The sequence below is a fragment of the Vibrio crassostreae genome (assembly GCF_041439375.1).
GTDB lineage: Bacteria > Pseudomonadota > Gammaproteobacteria > Enterobacterales > Vibrionaceae > Vibrio > Vibrio crassostreae_D.
On sequence record NZ_JBGONY010000002.1, the window covers coordinates 67,643 to 87,237 of the forward strand.

Consider the following 19,595-nt stretch of genomic DNA (forward strand, 5'->3'; position numbering starts at 1 on the left):
CAGAGAAAGGAAATTCAACAGCTATAAAAAAGGCCGCCTATTTAATGTAAATAAGGCGGCCTTTAATTGTTGAGTTAGACTGTTACCATTTTTTCTTTTGACCGAAGAGGGCATCCATATCGTCTTCTCGCTCTTTAGATTCGATCTGTTGTAAATCTTGAGCGTTCTTATCTTGGCGTTTTTGATCAAGCTCGTCGAGCATCTGCTGTAGCTTTTCTTTTGCTTGATTAGAGTACGAATCATTTTTGGTTGCTAGCGCATCGATACCTTTACGCAGTAACTGAATTGCTGTTCCCGGTTGCCCACGAGAAATCGAGTCGTTTGCACGTTTGATAACGTTTTCAATGTTGATACGAATTTGAATTGTCTCTAGACGAGCGTTTTCAACCACATAAGCTTGAGTCTCGAAGCGACCCTTATTGTGTTCGTTACGGACTGTATCACGTAGGCGCTTAACGAGCTTTAGCATCATGATTGCTTGCTTGTCACTACTTGGTACGCGGAAAACTGTGCTCTCACCACCTTTGTAGTTCTCTTTGAGCTGAGTGATCTGTTGTTTTACGCTTTCAATGCGTTGGGCAAGCTGCTTATTTTTTGGATCGAGTTGATACATGTTTTCTAATGCATCAAGAATCCGATTGTTTAAGCACACAAGAAGATCTTGGCTAAACGGCATGTGATGAGCGTTGCCAATCAGTTCTTCTGTACCGTCAATAATGGTTAGATAACGAGAAGCTTCCTGTTTCTTCGCTGTTTCTACCTTAACTTTATATTGAAGCATGATGTTGTAGCCTAAAACTAACACCAAAAGAACGGCTACTAAGGCGATTATTAAACCAATATTCATATGTTTGAGTCTGCTTATTATTTTCTATAGCTAACCTGAGAGGATACACGATTCCATTGTGTATCGGCACTCGTAAATTGCAATTTCTGATTATCTCTTGTTGAGCGAAATCGGCAATCAAAACTTACCCACTAATGTATGAGAATGAGGGTTGGGTTGCAAAGCGTTAGTGATGTTTTTGTTTGTTAAGCTAGAAAAACTCAATTTTTCTGTCATTTTTGTGTTTGAAGCGTTATAACTATTAATTATATTACACGAGACTATAACGCTCTCTTTGCAAATAAGTTAGCACAGAAATGAGTAAAGGATTACGAGGTTAGATATGAAGTTACAGCAACTGAAGTACATTGTTGAGGTTGTAAACCATAACCTAAATGTTTCAGCTACAGCAGAGAGTTTGTACACATCTCAGCCAGGCATTAGTAAGCAAGTTAGATTACTTGAAGACGAGCTAGGCATTCAGATTTTTGAGCGTAGTGGTAAGCATTTAACACAGGTTACCCAAGCCGGTGAGGATATCATTCGCATCTCTCAAGAGATTTTAGCTCGTGTTGAGAGTATTAAAGCCGTAGCGGGTGAACACACTCATCCAGAGATGGGTACATTGAATATTTCAACCACTCATACTCAAGCTCGTTATGCACTGCCTGATGTGATTAAAGGTTTTACTGCGCGTTATCCAAAAGTATCGCTTCACATGCACCAAGGTACACCAAGCCAGATGTCAGAAGCGGTAGCTAAGGGTACAGCGAACTTTGCGATTGCAACGGAAGCGCTGCACCTTTATCAAGATGCGATTATGCTGCCTTGTTACCACTGGAACCGCTCGATCGTTGTGACCAAAGATCACCCTCTGGCACAGAAGCGAAATATAACGATCGAAGATCTTGCGGCTTATTCTCTAGTGACCTACGTATTTGGTTTCACTGGTCGTTCTGAGCTTGATACTGCGTTCAATAAAGTTGGCCTAACACCGCGTGTTGTGTTTACCGCGACCGATGCGGACGTCATCAAAACGTATGTTCGCATGGGCATTGGTGTGGGTGTCATCGCAAGTATGGCGATTGACCACGAGCAAGATACCGATTTGGTTGCGATTGATGCGAGTCACCTATTTGGTGCTAGCACCACAAGCATTGGCTTTAGAAAAGGCACATTCCTGCGTTCTTACATGTTTGATTTTATGGAGCGTTTTGCGCCGCACCTAACTCGCCCAGTAGTTGAGCAAGCCATTTCTTTGAAGTCTAATGAAGAGATCGAAGAGATGTTTAAAGATATCGAACTACCTGTTCGTTAATCTCTTCATTTAAAGCTAGACTCTTATTCGGCCTGTATTTACAGGCCGTTTTGTTTTCGGCTTTATTGGGCGTGCGTTTTTTAGTTCTCTTTGTCTCGAACCTTTCCATTTGAAGCTCTTACCCCTACAATCCACGCACCATAGGGGGAATCATGCATTCACGATTTACAATTCTCGACTCATTTTTGTTAGAGCACCAAGTTTATTGGCGTTCAGAGCCTTTTCACCTATGCCAAACTCAACAGCAACCATGGCAAGAGGCCAATCGTCCACTTGTTGACTGGTTAGAAGACTTAAGCATTGAAAGCATTCAAACTTTAAAAGAAAACCCTGAGCTGTTGGCCGAGGAACTGATTCGTTTCCTTCCTGATTTAGAGCTCGCGAATCAAAATATTCAGTTTGATAATACAGCTTTGGTAGGGCTCCACCTCCCTCGTGGTACTGCCGATGGTATTCCAGGTAGAAAGTTGCAACAAATCGTGTCGATGGGAGAGGCGGTACTTGATCACCACCATGGTAAAGAGTGGCTGGAGTGGTGCTCTGGTAAAGGCTTCCTTGGTCGAATCTTATCTCAACAATCGAAGCAAAAAGTGACCAGCTTCGAGTGGCAACAATCGCTGTGCGAAAGCGGCCAAAAGATTGCAGATGCACGACGTTTAGAAATGACGTTCGTTCAAGGTGATGCCTTTTCTGAGAGTGCTGATAAGGTGTTTAATTCTAATCAACATGCGGTCGCTCTTCATGCTTGTGGTGATCTCCATGTTGAGTTAGTTAAAAAGTCCGTGTCGCATGGGCTTCCTGCTGTGACTATATCCCCTTGTTGTTATCACCTTATTCGTGACGACAACTACAAAGCGATGTCATCAGTGGCACAAGCCTCGGCTTTAACATTGAGCAAGAGTGATTTACGAATTCCACTCCAAGAAACCGTTACTGGTGGCGAAAGGGTAAAGCGACATCGCCAATTGGAGATGAGTTATCGCCTAGGCTTCAGTCAGTTACTCAAGGCTGAAATGGGGATTGATGAATACATTCCCGTGCCGAGCATCAAAAAATCAGAATTGTCTGCGGGCTTTAAAGCTTTTTGTTTATGGGCTTCAGAGATTAAAGAGCTCCCAATTCGTTTGGATACCGATTTTGAGTCTTATCTTGTTCAAGGGGAGCAACTTTTCTGGGAGATGGAAAAACTAAGCCTGGTTCAGCAAGTCTTTAGACGACCATTAGAGATATGGCTAGCGTTGGATCGCGCGATTTATTTAAAAGAACAAGGCTACGAAGCCACCATCGAAGAGTTTTGTGAACGTAGTGTCACACCTCGAAATCTGTTGGTTCATGGTGTTAAGAGCGATAGATAAACGATGCGGTTATTAGAAAGCGTGCTAATCATCGCTTTCGAACGATAGTGTTATAGAGACAAAAAAGCCAGTTCGACAAAATCGGACTGGCTTTTTAATGTGTGGATTAACTGAACGCTTCAACGAGAAAATTTGACGCTCAGTTAGTTACTACATCATTAGTTAAACATTGCGATAGCTTCTGCTGGATCTACGTATTCAAGGTCAAAGCTTTCTGCAACTTCTTTACAAGTTACTTTACCGTGAATGACGTTTAGACCTTCTAGGAAGCCTTCATCAGATAGAAGTGCTTCGCGGTAGCCTTTGTTCGCTAGCTTAACAATGTAAGGAAGTGTTGCATTGTTTAGTGCGTAAGTTGAAGTACGCGCTACAGCACCTGGCATGTTTGCAACACAGTAGTGAACTACGTCATCAACGATGTAAGTTGGGTCTGCGTGAGTGGTTGCGTGAGAAGTCTCGAAACAACCGCCTTGGTCGATTGCAACGTCAACAACAGCTGAACCTGGCTTCATCTTAGCGATGTGCTCTTTTGTAACCAGTTTAGGCGCTGCTGCACCAGGGATTAGTACTGCACCAATCACTAGGTCTGCTTCTAGAACATGCTTCTCGATAGCGTCTTCAGTAGAATAAACCACTTTTGCGCGACCTTGGAATTCTTCATCAAGACGACGAAGTGTATCTACGTTACGGTCAAGGATTGTAACATCAGCGCGAAGGCCAACAGCCATACGTGCTGCGTTAGCACCTACAACGCCGCCACCAACAACAACAACTTTTGCTGGTTCAACACCTGGAACGCCACCAAGAAGAAGACCACAACCACCGTTAGATTTCTCTAATGTTTGTGCACCTGCTTGAATAGACATACGACCAGCTACTTCAGACATTGGTGCTAATAGTGGCAAGCGACCCATATTATCTGTTACAGTCTCATAGGCTACGCAGACAGCTTTGCTCTTGATAAGCTCTTCAGTTTGTGGAAAATCTGGTGCAAGGTGTAAATAGGTAAATAATATTTGCCCTTCGCGAAGCATAGCTCGCTCGACAGCTTGAGGTTCTTTAACCTTTACAATCATCTCTGCTTTCGCGAAAACGTCAGCAGCAGTAGGAAGAATGGATGCGCCTACAGCGATGTAATCATCGTCTGAAAAACCGATACCAGTACCGGCATTGGTTTCTACAAAAACTTGGTGGCCGTGTGAGATTAGTTCTCTCACGCTAGCTGGGGTCATACCAACGCGGTATTCGTGGTTCTTGATTTCCTTAGGTACGCCAATGATCATCCTGACTCCTCATTTTATTTTGGTTGTTTTATCTATGTGTAGGGTAATTCTGTCGAATTAATATCTAGTATAGATAGGTTTAGATAAAATTTGATACTGAATATTAAAAAGTTGTAGTATATTTTTTTGCAAGGAAGTAATAAGGTGGAATAAAAAATGGCAGACAATTATAAGAAGCCGTCCAAGGAACTAGATCGTATTGACCGCAACATTCTTAATGAGTTGCAAAAAGACGGTCGTATCTCAAACGTTGAACTCTCAAAACGAGTAGGACTTTCTCCAACTCCATGTCTTGAACGTGTTCGTCGTTTAGAACGTCAAGGTTACATTACTGGGTACACAGCATTGCTGAACCCACAGTACCTTGATGCTTCACTTTTAGTGTTTGTTGAAATTACGTTGAACCGTGGTGCGCCAGATGTGTTCGAACAATTCAACACCGCTGTGCAGAAACTGGATGACATCCAAGAGTGTCATTTAGTGTCGGGTGATTTTGACTATCTTCTAAAAACACGTGTATCTGATATGGGTGCTTACCGTAAGCTACTGGGTGATACGTTACTTCGTCTACCGGGCGTAAACGACACTCGAACTTACGTTGTAATGGAAGAAGTGAAACAAACTAATCAACTTGTGATTAAAACTCGTTAGTCACAATTGGTGAAATGAAAGAAAGCGGACATTTGTTCCGCTTTCTTGCTTTCTGGAATTGGGTTTTTCTGTTTGATATGGTTAAATCAACAGTAGTTTCATTGAAACGAGCGGCTTTTGCCGCTCGAGATGTTTTTATCCCGTTTAATTATTAAGTTGGTTTATGTTCAAGCAGAGCAGTAATAAAGTAGAAACAATCATTAAAACGAGTGAAGAGCCTCAGTCTCCTCGTTTGAGTGGTTCTCAACGTCTCAAAGAGTGCAGCCTGATTCTCGGTGTTCTCTTCTCTATTCTACTTGCCGTTGCGTTATTAACTTTTAGTCCAGCTGACCCATCATGGTCGCAAACGGCGTGGGGTGGTGACATTCAAAATGCGGGTGGTTATCTAGGTGCTTGGTTGGCGGATACACTTTTCTTCATATTTGGTTCTTTGGCTTACCCTTTGCCTATCTTGGTGACGGTTGCTGCGTGGGTATTATTCCGCAAACGTAATGAAGACGAGCAGATCGACTTCATGCTGTGGGGCACTCGCTTACTTGGCCTGACTATCCTAATCCTTACTAGTTGTGGTCTAGCGGATATTAACTTTGACGACATCTGGTACTTTTCATCAGGTGGAGTCGTGGGTGACGTCTTAACAAGCCTTGCACTTCCGACGTTGAATGTTCTTGGTAGTACGCTGGTTCTTCTTTTCTTATGGGGTGCTGGTTTTACTCTATTAACTGGTATTTCTTGGTTAAGCATTGTGGAATGGTTAGGTGAATGTGCCATCAAATTCTTCACGTCTGCTGTTAATAAGGCTCGTGGCCAAGATCAAGAGCTACTAGAGCCTCAGCTAAGAGAATCAGCAGACCGCGATTTAATCGAAGAACGTCATCAAGAGCCGAGTTACCGTGATGTTCCTGCTTTAGAAGATAACAAAGAATCAACAGAGCATGATCCACTAGATCCTGCAATGAGCTTTTCTGCGACCAATGATTCGTCAGATGCGGCTGCAAGTGCGCTAGAGAGCGCTGCGACACCGAAGCGCCATTACAATATTCACATGCCTGTTGAGGCGCCAGCGAAGCAAGAAGCTTCAGAACAAGAAGAACCTCAGGTTCAGCGCCAACCTCAAGTTGCACCTGCGTCGATCCCTGTAGCACCTGTTTACAAAGCGCCAGAAGAACCGTTAGAAGAAGGTATTGAGCGCTCGAAGCAGCTTAATGCCACTATCGAGCAGCTAGAAAACGCCGCTATGTATGAAGATGATCTTGCGGAGCAAGAACAGGTTGATGCGCATGAATCTCAAATCGCGTATCAGCAATACATGCAGAATGAGCAACAAGACGTTACCTCTACTGATATGGCTCTTGAAAGTGCAGAACCAGAGATCAATAGCTCGCCAGAAGTAACGAATGAATTCGATGTTGAAGATGTTCAGCCAGAATCTCTATACGCTTCACCAATGGGTGAGCCAGAAGCAACTGTGGAAGACGATTTCTCTGCACAAGCTTCACCATTTGATGTAACGGAAGAGCAGGCTGACGAACAGACTTTCGCTCCTGAAGCTCAGCAGACTGAAACCGAGCAAGCTGATGCAGAGTTAGCGGATGAGCAATTTGAACCTTTCTCTTATCAAGAAGAACATTCAGAGCCTGAACAGCCAACAGCACAAAGTCAAGAGCCAGCTGTTGATCTTCCTTGGGAAGAAGTTACGGAAGAAGAGCCTTCGCATCAAGATCAGGATGTCGCCGCATTCCAAAGCATTGTTTCTGAAGCCCAAGCGAATATGGCAGCGGCGCAGAACCCGTTCTTGGTTCAACAAGATGTTAATTTACCGAAGCCTGCTGAGCCATTACCAACACTTGAATTGTTATTCCACCCTGAAAAGCGTGAAACCTTTATTGACCGTGACGCATTAGAGGCAATTGCTCGTCTTGTTGAATCTAAGCTAGCGGACTATAAGATCAAGGCAGATGTGGTTGATATTTTCCCAGGTCCAGTAATCACTCGATTCGAGCTGGATCTTGCTCCAGGCGTGAAAGTGAGCCGTATTTCTGGCCTTTCTATGGACTTGGCTCGTTCGCTCTCTGCATTGGCTGTACGTGTTGTAGAGGTGATTCCGGGTAAACCTTATGTTGGCTTAGAGCTGCCGAACATGAGTCGTCAAACGGTATTCTTCTCAGATGTGGTTGCTAGCCCTCAGTTCCAAGAAGCGAAATCGCCGACGACAGTGGTCCTAGGACAAGACATCGCAGGTGAAGCGGTCATTGCTGATCTATCGAAAATGCCTCACGTTCTGGTTGCTGGTACAACCGGTTCTGGTAAGTCGGTAGGTGTGAACGTAATGATTCTGAGTATGCTTTACAAAGCATCACCGGAAGATGTTCGATTCATCATGATCGACCCGAAAATGCTTGAGTTATCGGTTTACGAAGGTATCCCTCATCTATTGTCTGAAGTGGTAACCGACATGAAAGATGCGTCGAACGCCCTTCGTTGGTGTGTTGGCGAGATGGAACGCCGTTATAAGCTGATGTCAGCGTTAGGCGTTCGTAACATTAAAGGTTACAACGATAAGCTTAAGATGGCTGCGGAAGCGGGTCACCCAATTCACGATCCACTGTGGAAGCCGGGCGACAGCATGGACCCTGAAGCCCCATTGCTTGAGAAGCTGCCTTACATTGTGGTTATCGTTGATGAATTTGCCGACCTAATCATGGTGGTCGGTAAGAAGGTTGAAGAACTGATCGCACGTTTGGCACAAAAAGCACGTGCGGCGGGTGTTCACTTGATCCTAGCGACGCAACGTCCTTCGGTGGATGTTATTACCGGCCTTATCAAAGCGAACATTCCAACCCGTGTGGCCTTTACGGTATCAACCAAAACGGATTCAAGAACTATCCTTGACCAAGGTGGTGCGGAATCACTATTGGGCATGGGTGATATGCTTTACTTGCCACCGGGCTCTAGTCATACAACTCGTGTTCACGGTGCCTTTGCATCTGATGATGATGTACACGCAGTTGTGAATAACTGGAAAGCGCGTGGTAAGCCAAACTATATTGATGAGATCACTAACGGCGAACAAACCCCAGAAACCTTGCTTCCGGGTGAGAAGATGGAAGGTGATGAAGAGGTCGATCCTCTGTTTGATCAAGTGGTAGAACACGTTGTTCATTCACGTCGTGGTTCAGTTTCAGGCGTACAGCGTCGATTCAAGATTGGTTACAACCGTGCTGCACGTATTGTCGAGCAACTTGAAGCTCAAGGTATCGTAAGTGCTCCAGGCCATAACGGTAACCGAGAAGTCTTGGCACCAGCGCCACCAAAAGATTAGGTCAACACGCTCTATGAACTTATACCCATTAAGTCGGTCAAATCGAAAATATGACCGACTTATGTTTTAACAGGATTATTGATGAAAAAATTATTCGCACTTTTATTTATGAGCTTCTCAGTGTTTGCTTCTCCGAAGGAAGAGTTGAGTAGCCGTTTGGCATTAAACGCAGGCTTTAGCGCTGACTTTAAACAAGTCGTGACCAGCCCTGATGGTGATGTTGTTATGGAAGGTGAGGGCTCGGTTGAGATTGCACGCCCAAGCTTGTTCCGCTGGGAAACCACTTTCCCTGATGAAAACCTATTGGTATCTGATGGCCAAAGCTTGTGGTACTACAGCCCATTCATTGAGCAAGTGAGTATTTATTGGCAAGAGCAAGCGACATCGCAAACACCTTTTGTCCTGCTTACACGTAACCAAGAAAGCGATTGGGATAACTACAACGTCGCGCAAACAGGTAACCAATTTACACTAACACCAACGGCAGCGGACTCTAATCAGGGTGACTTCCAGATTAATATCACCGAGAAAGGCATTGTTCAGGGCTTTAATGTGATTGAACAAGACGGTCAAAAAGGTGAGTTTACCTTTAGCAATGTTGACTTGGGTAAACCTGCAGCAGACCGTTTTACTTTTGTGGCGCCGGAAGGTGTCGAGGTCGACGACCAAAGAAACTGATCTAAAGAAGCAGATCGTTTGGTAGTACGTCGATAGGCATTAATGCCATCAACGAATCAAGAGATTGCAATTGAGTAATTACAGCTTAGATTTTGCGGGGGACGAAGATTTTCGTCCCCTTGCTGCTCGTATGAGACCGGAAACTGTCGAACAGTATATCGGTCAGCAGCATATATTAGGCCCAGGTAAACCACTTCGCAGAGCATTGGAAGCGGGTCATATCCACTCGATGATTTTGTGGGGGCCTCCGGGCACCGGTAAAACGACGTTAGCCGAAGTAGCGGCAAACTATGCGAATGCAGAAGTTGAACGCGTATCGGCGGTAACTTCGGGCGTAAAAGACATTCGTATTGCGATTGAAAAAGCGCGTGAGAACAAGCAAGCAGGGCGCAGAACCATCCTGTTTGTGGACGAAGTCCATCGCTTTAACAAAAGTCAGCAGGATGCTTTTCTGCCTCATATCGAAGATGGTACCGTGACCTTTATTGGTGCGACGACAGAAAACCCTTCTTTTGAGTTGAACAACGCTTTGTTGTCACGTGCGCGTGTCTACAAACTGACTTCTCTCAATACCGAGGATATTGCGACGGTAATACGCCAAGCGATTGAAGATAAGCAGCGTGGCCTTGGTGATGTACCTGCACACTTTGCTGACAATGTTTTGGATCGCTTAGCTGAGTTAGTTAACGGTGATGCACGTATGTCGCTCAACTACCTTGAGCTGCTGTACGACATGGCCGAAGACAACGACAAAGGCGAGAAAGCGATCACCTTACAACTGCTTGCTGAAGTAGCAGGTGAGAAAGTCGCTCGTTTTGATAATAAAGGCGATATTTGGTATGACCTAATATCTGCAGTTCATAAGTCAATTCGTGGTTCAAACCCGGATGCGGCTTTATATTGGTCGGCACGCATGATTGCGGCAGGTTGCGATCCTCTCTATATCGTTAGACGCTTGCTGGCGATTGCTTCTGAAGATATTGGCAATGCTGACCCTCGCGCAATGCAAGTCGCGATGTCGGCTTGGGATTGTTTTACACGTATTGGCCCTGCTGAAGGGGAGCGTGCGATTGCACAGGCGGTTGTTTATCTCGCGTGTGCACCAAAGAGTAACGCCGTTTATACAGCTTGGAAGCAAGCGTTAACAGACGCGCACAATCTGCCTGAATATGAAGTCCCTCATCATTTACGGAATGCACCCACAACTTTGATGAAGGACATGGGCTACGGGCAAGAATACCGTTATGCTCATGACGAACCTGGAGCCTACGCGGCTGGGGAAAAGTATCTGCCTCCTGAAATGGGAGAGAAGCAATACTATTTCCCAACAAAACGAGGCTTAGAGACCAAAATTGGCGAGAAGCTAGATTATCTGGCGGATTTGGACGCAAAAAGCCCACAAAAACGCTATGAAAAGTAGTCTTTTTTGGATATCGTTACCTAGTCATAAAAATTCAATTAAATCGTTAGAAATTGGTCGAAATAGCACCAGTTTTAGGGGTTTAGCAGTGATTCAGTAGCAAACTACTGAATATTCAAATAACTAAAGCATAGGATTAGCAATGCTGGATTCTAAATTACTTCGAGCTGAGCTGGATGAAACAGCGGCAAAATTAGCACGTCGAGGCTTCACCCTTGATGTAGAGACAATTCGTGAACTTGAAGAAAAACGTAAGTCCCTTCAGATGAAAACTGAAGAGCTACAAGCGTTACGTAACTCTCGATCGAAGTCCATTGGTCAAGCGAAAGCAAAAGGCGACCATGAAGAAGCTGAGCGTATCCTTGCTGAAGTAGGCAACCTAGGCGCAGAACTAGACCAAGCTAAAGTAGCATTGGCCGATCTTCAATCTGAGCTAGAAACGATCACAATGTCTATTCCTAACCTACCTGATGCAGAAGTACCAGATGGTAAAGATGAAGACGACAACGTAGAAGTTTCTCGTTGGGGTCAACCTAAGACTTACGACTTTGAAGTGAAAGATCACGTCGATCTTGGCGAAATGTCTGGCGGTCTTGATTTTGCTAGCGCAGTTAAAATCTCTGGTTCTCGTTTCATCGTGATGAAAGGAAAATTTGCGCGCCTACACCGTGCTATTGCTCAGTTCATGCTGGACCTTCACACTGATGAGCACGGCTACACAGAAATGTACGTACCGTATCTAGTGAACCACGATAGCCTTTACGGTACTGGTCAACTTCCTAAGTTCGGCGAAGACTTGTTCCACACAAGCCCGCTAACTGAGCAAGTAAGTGACGTACCTCTTAAGACTCTATCGCTTATCCCTACTGCGGAAGTACCGGTAACGAACATGGTTCGTGACACGATCACTGATGAAGCTGAACTGCCACTTAAGATGACAGCTCACACGCCGTGTTTCCGTTCTGAAGCGGGTTCTTATGGTCGTGACACTCGTGGTCTTATCCGTATGCACCAATTCGATAAAGTTGAATTAGTACAAATCACTAAGCCAGAAGACTCAATGGCAGCGCTTGAAGAGCTAACTGGCCACGCTGAGAAAGTACTTCAACTTCTAGAGCTTCCTTACCGTAAAGTGATTCTATGTACAGGTGACATGGGCTTCGGTTCTGCGAAAACTTACGACTTAGAAGTATGGGTTCCAGCACAAGAGACTTACCGTGAGATTTCTTCTTGTTCAAACATGTGGGATTTCCAAGCGCGTCGTATGCAAGCTCGTTTCCGTCGTAAAGGCGAGAAAAAACCTGAACTTGTACACACACTAAACGGTTCTGGTCTTGCTGTTGGTCGTACTATGGTTGCTATCCTTGAGAACAACCAAGAAGCAGATGGCCGTATTGCTATCCCAGAAGTACTTCAACCATACATGGGCGGCGTAACGCACATCGGTTAATTAGATTGATTAAGCATTAGGTTACTTATAAAACCCAGCCAACAGGCTGGGTTTTTTATTGCCTATAGAATAGTGCAGTGGCGAGAAATAAATAATTTTTGTTACCTATGTGTAATAGTGTTTTATTGATTTTGATAATTATTACAATCCTTAAATGTGGCTATAATATGCTCTTACCGCGGTAGGTATAGATTTTCTCGTTCAAATACTGAGGAGGGCTTATGGCCGTAGGATGGGCAGGTGACGATAGTGTCAGCCAGCAAATACAAAATACCATTGATGATGAGATCTCTCGTGTAAGAGGAAACCTTCGAGGTGGTGAGGGTTTGCGTTATTGTGATGAGTGTGGTGATGAGATTCCGGAACAAAGACGACGCGCGATCAAAGGCGTTCGTTTGTGTATAGAATGTCAGTCAATATTAGAGCATGACGCACATCGACATTCATTGTTTAACCGTCGAGCAAGTAAAGATAGCCAATTACGTTAAACTGACGGTTACCTTCAAGCAGTTAAGGCCTTACTTTTATGTAAGGCCTTTTAGTTTAATTAAATGATTTATTAATGAAGATATATAGAAATAATCGTCGCTCTTGTTTAGAGCAATAAACGCCTTATTTAAAGCAATGAGTATTTTGTAATGCAGTGTCGATAGCTGCGACCAATTGCTCAATATGTTGTGGTTTGATAATAAACGGAGGCATCATATAAATTAGCTTACCAAACGGACGGATCCAAACGCCTTGCTCTACAAAGTGAGCTTGAATGGCTTCCATATCGACGGGTGTGTGAGTTTCAACGACGCCAATAGCGCCTAACCAACGCACGTCTTTAACCAGTGCATGTTCTCGCAACGGTGGTAACAACTCAGAAAAGAGCTGTTCAATCTGTTGAGTCTGATTTTTCCAATGGCCTTGCTCGATGATGGATAAACTTGCCGCACCGACTGCGCAAGCCAATGGGTTGCCCATAAAGGTTGGCCCATGCATAAAGCAGCCTGCTTCACCGCCACATACCGTGTCAGCAACTTCCTTACTCGCAAGCGTCGCTGACAATGTCATATAGCCACCAGTTAAAGCTTTGCCTACGCATAATATGTCCGGTTGAACATCGGCATGCTCACAAGCGAACAGTTCCCCTGTGCGGCCAAATCCGGTCGCAATCTCATCCAAGATCAGCAATACGTTGAATTCATCACACAGCAAGCGAACTTGTTTTAGGAACTCAGGGTGGTAGATGCGCATGCCGCCAGCCCCTTGAACGATAGGCTCTAAGATCACCGCTGCGACTTCTTGATGGTGTGCTGCCAGCTTTTCTTTAAAACTATCGATGTCACTTGAGTTCCACTCATCCCAAAAGCCTGTTTTTGGTGAATCAGCGAAAATATGTTCCGGTAAAAAGCCTTTGTAGAGGCTGTGCATCGAGTTGTCAGGGTCGGTCACTGACATCGCCGCAAAGGTATCACCGTGGTAGCCATCTCTGAGTGTGAGGAACTTTGAACGAGGTTGTCCTTTAGCGTGCCAATATTGCAATGCCATCTTGAGGCTAACCTCTACGGCAACTGAACCTGAATCGGCCAAAAATACATGCTCAAGATTACTTGGCGCGAGATTCAAAAGCTTCTTACATAGATCGATAGCGGGCTGGTGGGTGATGCCACCAAACATAACGTGTGAAACCTTATCGATTTGACTATGAGCTGCAGCGTTTAGCTCTGGATGATTGTAGCCGTGGATGGTTGACCACCAAGATGACATACCATCAATAATTCGTTTTCCGCCTTCTAATTCTAGGTAAACACCGTCTGCGTTGGTGACTGGGTAGCAGGTCAGAGGTGTTAACGTTGATGTGTAGGGATGCCAGATATGCTGGCGATCAAAGGCGAGATCCATAGTAACTTCCATTCTTGATGTGGTTAAAAAATAACCATATGTAAACTTTTGATATTATCAATGTGTTGACAGTCTAAAGCTTGTCGGTAGACTAGCCAAGCATAAATGCAATCTCTATTGATAGAGATGAAACATCAAATAATAAAAAAGGATCGACACGTGGAAGTTCGTCATGACTGGACAGTTGCTGAAGTAACAGCGCTGCTTGAAAAACCGTTTATGGATTTAATGTTTGAAGCTCAAGTGGTTCATAGACAGTACCAAGAGCACAACCACGTGCAGGTGAGTACGCTTCTATCGATTAAGACCGGTGCTTGTCCTGAAGACTGTAAGTATTGTCCTCAAAGTGCTCACTACCGAACGGATGTCGACAAAGAACGCCTAATGGAAGTAGAGCGTGTTTTGCATGCGGCGCAAAAAGCCAAGAACGCGGGCTCGACTCGTTTCTGTATGGGCGCGGCGTGGAAAAACCCGAAAGAACGCGATATGCCTCACTTGACTGATATGATCAAAGGTGTGAAAGGTATGGGTCTAGAAACCTGTATGACACTAGGCATGTTAACCCCTGATCAAGCTGGCGAGTTAGCGGATGCAGGTTTGGATTACTACAACCACAACCTTGATACGTCTCCTGAGTTCTACGGCAGCATCATCACCACTCGTACTTACCAAGATCGTTTAGATACGCTATCTCACGTGCGTGATGCCGGTATGAAGATCTGTTCTGGTGGCATTATTGGTATGGGCGAAAGTACCAATGACCGTGCAGGCCTGCTGGTAGAGCTAGCGAACCTTCCGGTACACCCTGAGAGTGTGCCAATCAACATGCTCGTGAAAGTGAAAGGCACACCGATGGAAAACGTCGATGATGTTGAATCTTTTGACTTCATTAAGTTGATTGCGATTGCTCGTATCATGATGCCAATGTCTGCGGTTCGTCTATCTGCAGGTCGCGAGAATATGAATGAACAGATGCAAGCGATGTGCTTCATGGCTGGCGCGAACTCTATCTTCTACGGTTGTAAGCTACTGACTACGCCAAACCCAGATGAAGATACGGACATGCAGCTGTTTAAGAAGTTAGGCATCAACAGCCAACAAGTGGCTCAGAAGCCAGATGAAATTCAAGAAAACGAACTGTTAGATCAAGTGGTGGAGCGCGTTGCTGCTCGTCCAACGAAAGATGACATGTTCTACGATGCCACTGTTTAAATTTCGTATTAAAGATGCCCTTGTTCAACGCCGTGAACAGGGGCTAACTCGTCAACTCAATGTACTCGAAAACAGTAACGGTCCTTTGCTTACTTGCGAAGGCTCTCGTTTCATCAATTTTTCGAGTAATGATTATTTAGGCCTGGCGAACGATCCTGAATTGGTCGATGCATGGCAAACGGGTCTTTCACAATATGGTGCTGGAAGTGCGGCATCACCGTTGGTTACAGGCTTTAGTCCTGCTCATCGAAACTTAGAGGCTCAGCTGTGTGAGTGGCTTGGCTTTGAACGTGCCATTCTCTTTAGCTCTGGTTTCAGTGCTAATCAAGCCTTGTTGTTTTCTCTGCTCGAGAAAGACGATTCACTATTGCAAGACAAACTTAACCACGCCTCTTTGATGGAAGCGGGGATGCTTTCTCCTGCCACAATGAAACGTTTTAAGCATAACGACACGCAACATCTAGAGTCGTTATTAAGCCGTTCTCCGCAATCCTTGGTTGTGACGGAAGGCGTGTTCAGCATGGATGGCGACCAGGCACCCCTTAATCAAATATCTAACCTGACCAATCAATACGACAGTTGGCTAACAGTTGATGATGCCCACGGTATTGGTGTATTGGGTGATAAAGGGGCAGGGAGCTGCAACGCTTCGCAAATAACGCCTGATATCTTGGTCGTGACCTTTGGTAAAGCATTTGGCCTATCTGGTGCTGCGATTTTGTGTTCATCAGAAGTGGGTGACTACTTAACTCAATTTGCTCGTCATCATGTGTATTCGACGGCAATGCCACCTTCACAGGCTGTGGCTTTGTCTCATGCGTGTCAGATGATTCAAACGCAAGAGTGGCGTCGCGAGAAGCTAACCGAGCTAGGGGCTCTCTATGCGGAGCAGATGAATGGCGTAAAAGGTTTTGTTGATACTCATACTCCGATTAAGCCGTTTGTGATCGGTGAGGCTCAGGCTGCGCTCTCCGTTGCAGAAGAATTAAAGCGCAACCAAGTTTGGGTCACTGCAATTAGGCCACCCACGGTTCCGACCGGGACGGCTCGTCTGCGTATTACATTAACCGCCAATCACACTCAAAAGCAGATTCTTCAGTTAACCCGTTCGTTACGTCAAGCAGTCGAAAGAAATGTTCAATCAAGTGAATCAAGCTTTGAATCGAATAGCGAAACTCACATCGAAATAAACAATGAGGCTCAGTAAATGTCACAAGAAGCAGTCGTGCATAATTACGTAGGCCAAGATAAGAGTGCGATTGCCGACGCTTTCGGCAAAGCAGCAACAACCTATGATAAACACGCTGAGTTTCAGCGCGATGTCGGCCACCGATTACTGGATAAGTTACCTAGCGACCTCTCCGGTTTAAAGGTACTCGATTTAGGTTGTGGTACGGGGTATTTCTCCGAACAGATAGTGAAGCGTGGTGCTGAGGTAGTGTGTGCTGACCTGTCTGTTGGAATGTTAAAAGCGGCAGAACAACGCTGCGGCTCATCAGTCTCTTTATATCAACAAGCTGACGCTGAACAGTTGCCGTTTGAGGATGGGTGTTTTGACATCGTTTTTTCAAGCTTAGCGTTGCAATGGTGTGATGATTTATCGTCGCCTTTGAAAGAGATGAAGCGCGTTACAGCAGCTGGTGGACGTGTGATTTTTTCAACTTTGCTTGATGGGTCACTGTTTGAACTGGAAAAGTCATGGTCCAAAATTGACGCACATCAACACGTTAACCATTTTATTACAATCAATCAGGTAAAAATTGCGTTAGCGCAATCTAGCTGTACTGCTCATCAACTAGACTTGCCCACCATCACCGTTTGGTACGACACTGCGTTTGAACTGATGCGCGACCTTAAAGGCATCGGCGCTAATCACGTAAGTGGTCGCTCACAAGGTTTAACAAGTCGCCGCATGTTGCAGCTTGTTGAACGGGAATATCGAGAGTTCAAAAACCATCAAGGTTTCTTACCAGCAACATATCAAGTTTGTTTAGGGGTTATTCAATTATGATTGATGCATTATTCATTGCAGGTACGGATACCGAAGTGGGAAAAACTGTGGTTTCAAAAGCGATTCTTCAAGCTTTGGCCGCACAAGATTTATCAACAATTGGCTACAAGCCAGTTGCTGCAGGGTGTGAACAATACCCTGAAGGGTTACGTAACAGTGATGCATTACATCTTCAAGAAGCGGCGACGCAAGATATTGCTTACGAAGACGTGAACCCGTACGCGTTGCTACTACCATCATCACCTCACATTGCGGCTAAGCATGACGGTGTCGTGATTGATGAAGCGGTATTATCAGCGAAATTAGACGAGCATAAGCAAAACTCTGACATCGTTCTCGTTGAAGGTGCGGGTGGCTGGCGTGTTCCGGTTTCAGATGACGAATACTTGTCTAGCTGGGTCAAGAAAGAGCAGCTTCCAGTTGTATTAACAGTTGGTATTAAGCTGGGTTGTTTGAGCCACGCACTGCTAACTGCTGAAGCGATTCGTGCAGATGGTTTAAACCTAGTCGGTTGGGTAGCAAACCGCATTAATCCAGGCACTGAACATTACGCTGATATTATTGCGATGCTTGAAGATAAGCTAGGTGCGCCAAAGTTAGGTGAGATCCCTTACGTACCAAAAGCGAAGTCTAAGAATATTGGCAAGTACATTAATGTACAGCCATTGCTTGAGCTTTAATTCTCAAGCTATACGTGAAACAAGAAAAGGGCTGCGATTGCAGCCCTTTTGCTATTTTAAGCCTGTGTAGAGTTAAGCTTGGGATTAATGTTCTTTTGTCAGTCCCATTAAAGCTTGCTGTGTTTCTGTGATCTTTGTCTGTGCAGTTTGCGGTGTTAGGATTCCGATCTGCTTTTTCGCTTCTTCTTCAGTAATCCCTAGGTGACAGCACAGTAAATCGATAGCCATTTGAGTGTTAGTACCTTCAACCATGATTCTTCCCTTTTTGTACATGGACTAGCCAATAAATCATCTGAAGTCACTGTAAACGGATTGTTATATCGACACCATACGACTTAGGTCTAATAGATTAGATTTAATTCGGATATGGTCTCGTAATCAAATGTTGCAATTTAATGCTTAACCTTGTTTTCTTAATCTAAGACTATATGTATAAGTAAGTATAAGTCTTCAAGGTTGGAATCTATTGCTGTCTACCTTGTCTATAACAATAAGTTTTATAAAAACAGCTTTCATGCGGAGATAAGTAATGAAGCGAGTAATGTTGTTCCTTGCAACCAACCTAGCGGTTGTATTGGTTCTAAGTGTTGTTCTTAATATTGTATACGCAGTCACAGGTATGCAACCCGGTAGCCTCTCAGGCTTATTGGTGATGGCTGCGGTATTTGGTTTTGGCGGCTCATTCATTTCATTAATGATGTCAAAGAAAATGGCGCTACGCTCTGTAGGCGGCATGGTCATTGAAAGCCCGCGCAACGAAACAGAACATTGGTTGATGGAGACGGTAAGCCGTCAATCTCAACAAGTTGGTATTGGCATGCCAACAGTGGCGATCTACGACTCGCCAGACATCAACGCATTCGCGACAGGCGCTAAGCGTGACGATTCATTGGTCGCAGTATCAACAGGCCTGCTGCACAACATGACGCGTGATGAAGCTGAAGCGGTATTGGCTCATGAAGTTAGCCACATCGCGAACGGTGATATGGTGACGATGACTCTAATGCAGGGTGTTGTGAACACGTTCGTTATCTTCCTATCTCGTTTCATCGCCAACATTGTTGCGTCGAATGACAATGAAGAAGAGGGTGGCAGCAACATGATGGTGTACTTCGGTGTGTCTATGGTGCTGGAACTGGTATTTGGTTTCCTAGCGAGCTTCATTACGATGTGGTATAGCCGCCATCGTGAGTTCCATGCCGATGCAGGTGCTGCGCACTTGGTAGGTAAAGAGAAGATGATTGCAGCGTTAGAGCGTCTAAAAGTGAGCCACGAGCCACAACTAGAAGGTTCTATGATGGCGTTTGGTATCAACGGTAAAAAGTCTCTTACTGAGCTATTAATGAGCCATCCGCCACTAGATAAGCGTATTGCGTCTCTACGTAACATGTAATTTCTAATATGATTAGCCATCGCTAGTCGAAAAGATAAATCTAAAGGCTTCCTTCGGGAGGCCTTTTTTGATCTTGGCGCTTAAGATAACAAGTGTTGAGACATGA

17 protein-coding genes are annotated in these 19,595 nt (G+C 44.8%); 13 read left to right on the plus strand and 4 right to left on the minus strand.

What is annotated here, in order from left to right:
* Positions 1–82: 82 nt before the first annotated feature.
* Positions 83–847: a hypothetical protein gene (locus tag ACED45_RS01575; RefSeq protein WP_048658294.1), complete on the minus strand. Its 765-nt coding sequence runs from the start codon at positions 845–847 to the stop codon at positions 83–85.
* Between the two features lie 322 nt (positions 848–1,169).
* Here ACED45_RS01575 and cysB point away from each other — a divergent pair, with 322 nt between their 5' ends.
* Both cysB and ACED45_RS01585 read left to right on the plus strand, forming a co-directional pair.
* A complete protein-coding gene (cysB, locus tag ACED45_RS01580; RefSeq protein WP_017060244.1) occupies positions 1,170–2,144 on the plus strand; it encodes an HTH-type transcriptional regulator CysB in 975 nt (324 codons plus the stop codon).
* Between the two features lie 152 nt (positions 2,145–2,296).
* Positions 2,297–3,499 (plus strand): methyltransferase, encoded by a 1,203-nt coding sequence (locus ACED45_RS01585; protein ID WP_048658295.1) that lies wholly within the window; start codon positions 2,297–2,299, stop codon positions 3,497–3,499.
* A gap of 158 nt (positions 3,500–3,657) precedes the next feature.
* Here the strand turns inward: ACED45_RS01585 and ald are convergent, their stop codons facing one another.
* Positions 3,658–4,782, minus strand: coding sequence for an alanine dehydrogenase (gene ald / locus ACED45_RS01590; RefSeq protein ID WP_017060246.1), 1,125 nt, complete (start codon positions 4,780–4,782; stop codon positions 3,658–3,660).
* Positions 4,783–4,938: 156 nt separating this feature from the next.
* Between ald and lrp the strand changes: the two genes are divergently transcribed.
* The 6 genes from lrp (at position 4,939) to ACED45_RS01620 (ending at position 12,791) form a co-directional block, all read left to right on the plus strand.
* On the plus strand, positions 4,939–5,433 hold the full coding sequence (gene lrp, locus ACED45_RS01595) for a leucine-responsive transcriptional regulator Lrp (RefSeq protein ID WP_004734558.1): 495 nt from the start codon (positions 4,939–4,941) through the stop codon (positions 5,431–5,433).
* A gap of 163 nt (positions 5,434–5,596) precedes the next feature.
* Entirely contained in the window at positions 5,597–8,755 is a 3,159-nt protein-coding gene (locus ACED45_RS01600; RefSeq protein WP_371713206.1) for a DNA translocase FtsK 4TM domain-containing protein, read from the plus strand.
* 81 nt (positions 8,756–8,836) lie between these two features.
* Complete coding sequence (gene lolA, locus ACED45_RS01605) at positions 8,837–9,433, plus strand: outer membrane lipoprotein chaperone LolA (protein WP_371713207.1); 597 nt, start codon at positions 8,837–8,839, stop codon at positions 9,431–9,433.
* A 70-nt stretch (positions 9,434–9,503) separates the two neighbouring features.
* Positions 9,504–10,853, plus strand: coding sequence for a replication-associated recombination protein A (locus tag ACED45_RS01610; protein ID WP_371713208.1), 1,350 nt, complete (start codon positions 9,504–9,506; stop codon positions 10,851–10,853).
* 142 nt (positions 10,854–10,995) lie between these two features.
* Positions 10,996–12,303 (plus strand): serine--tRNA ligase, encoded by a 1,308-nt coding sequence (gene serS / locus ACED45_RS01615; RefSeq protein WP_017060250.1) that lies wholly within the window; start codon positions 10,996–10,998, stop codon positions 12,301–12,303.
* 221 nt (positions 12,304–12,524) lie between these two features.
* Positions 12,525–12,791 (plus strand): DksA/TraR family C4-type zinc finger protein, encoded by a 267-nt coding sequence (locus ACED45_RS01620; protein WP_017060251.1) that lies wholly within the window; start codon positions 12,525–12,527, stop codon positions 12,789–12,791.
* Between the two features lie 124 nt (positions 12,792–12,915).
* Here the strand turns inward: ACED45_RS01620 and bioA are convergent, their stop codons facing one another.
* On the minus strand, positions 12,916–14,193 hold the full coding sequence (gene bioA / locus ACED45_RS01625; RefSeq protein WP_371713209.1) for an adenosylmethionine--8-amino-7-oxononanoate transaminase: 1,278 nt from the start codon (positions 14,191–14,193) through the stop codon (positions 12,916–12,918).
* Positions 14,194–14,352: 159 nt separating this feature from the next.
* Between bioA and bioB the strand changes: the two genes are divergently transcribed.
* From bioB to bioD, 4 genes are read left to right on the plus strand one after another with little or no spacing between them, the layout of a single operon-like run.
* Positions 14,353–15,405: a biotin synthase BioB gene (bioB, locus tag ACED45_RS01630; protein WP_136974658.1), complete on the plus strand. Its 1,053-nt coding sequence runs from the start codon at positions 14,353–14,355 to the stop codon at positions 15,403–15,405.
* Complete coding sequence (gene bioF, locus ACED45_RS01635; protein ID WP_371713239.1) at positions 15,392–16,612, plus strand: 8-amino-7-oxononanoate synthase; 1,221 nt, start codon at positions 15,392–15,394, stop codon at positions 16,610–16,612. Before bioB ends, bioF begins: the two co-directional genes overlap by 14 nt.
* Positions 16,613–17,416 carry a malonyl-ACP O-methyltransferase BioC gene (gene bioC / locus ACED45_RS01640; RefSeq protein WP_371713210.1) on the plus strand — a complete coding sequence of 268 codons (804 nt, stop codon included), beginning with the start codon at positions 16,613–16,615 and terminating at the stop codon, positions 17,414–17,416.
* Positions 17,413–18,096 (plus strand): dethiobiotin synthase, encoded by a 684-nt coding sequence (bioD, locus tag ACED45_RS01645; RefSeq protein WP_017631372.1) that lies wholly within the window; start codon positions 17,413–17,415, stop codon positions 18,094–18,096. The genes bioC and bioD overlap by 4 nt, the downstream gene beginning before the upstream one ends.
* Before the next feature lie 84 nt (positions 18,097–18,180).
* Here bioD and ACED45_RS01650 read toward each other — a convergent pair whose 3' ends face one another.
* Complete coding sequence (locus tag ACED45_RS01650; RefSeq protein WP_017078977.1) at positions 18,181–18,348, minus strand: hypothetical protein; 168 nt, start codon at positions 18,346–18,348, stop codon at positions 18,181–18,183.
* A 277-nt stretch (positions 18,349–18,625) separates the two neighbouring features.
* Here ACED45_RS01650 and htpX point away from each other — a divergent pair, with 277 nt between their 5' ends.
* The gene (htpX, locus tag ACED45_RS01655) at positions 18,626–19,489 is read left to right on the plus strand and encodes a protease HtpX (protein WP_060982833.1); all 864 of its coding nucleotides are present in this window, start codon (positions 18,626–18,628) and stop codon (positions 19,487–19,489) included.
* Positions 19,490–19,595 lie beyond the last annotated feature (106 nt).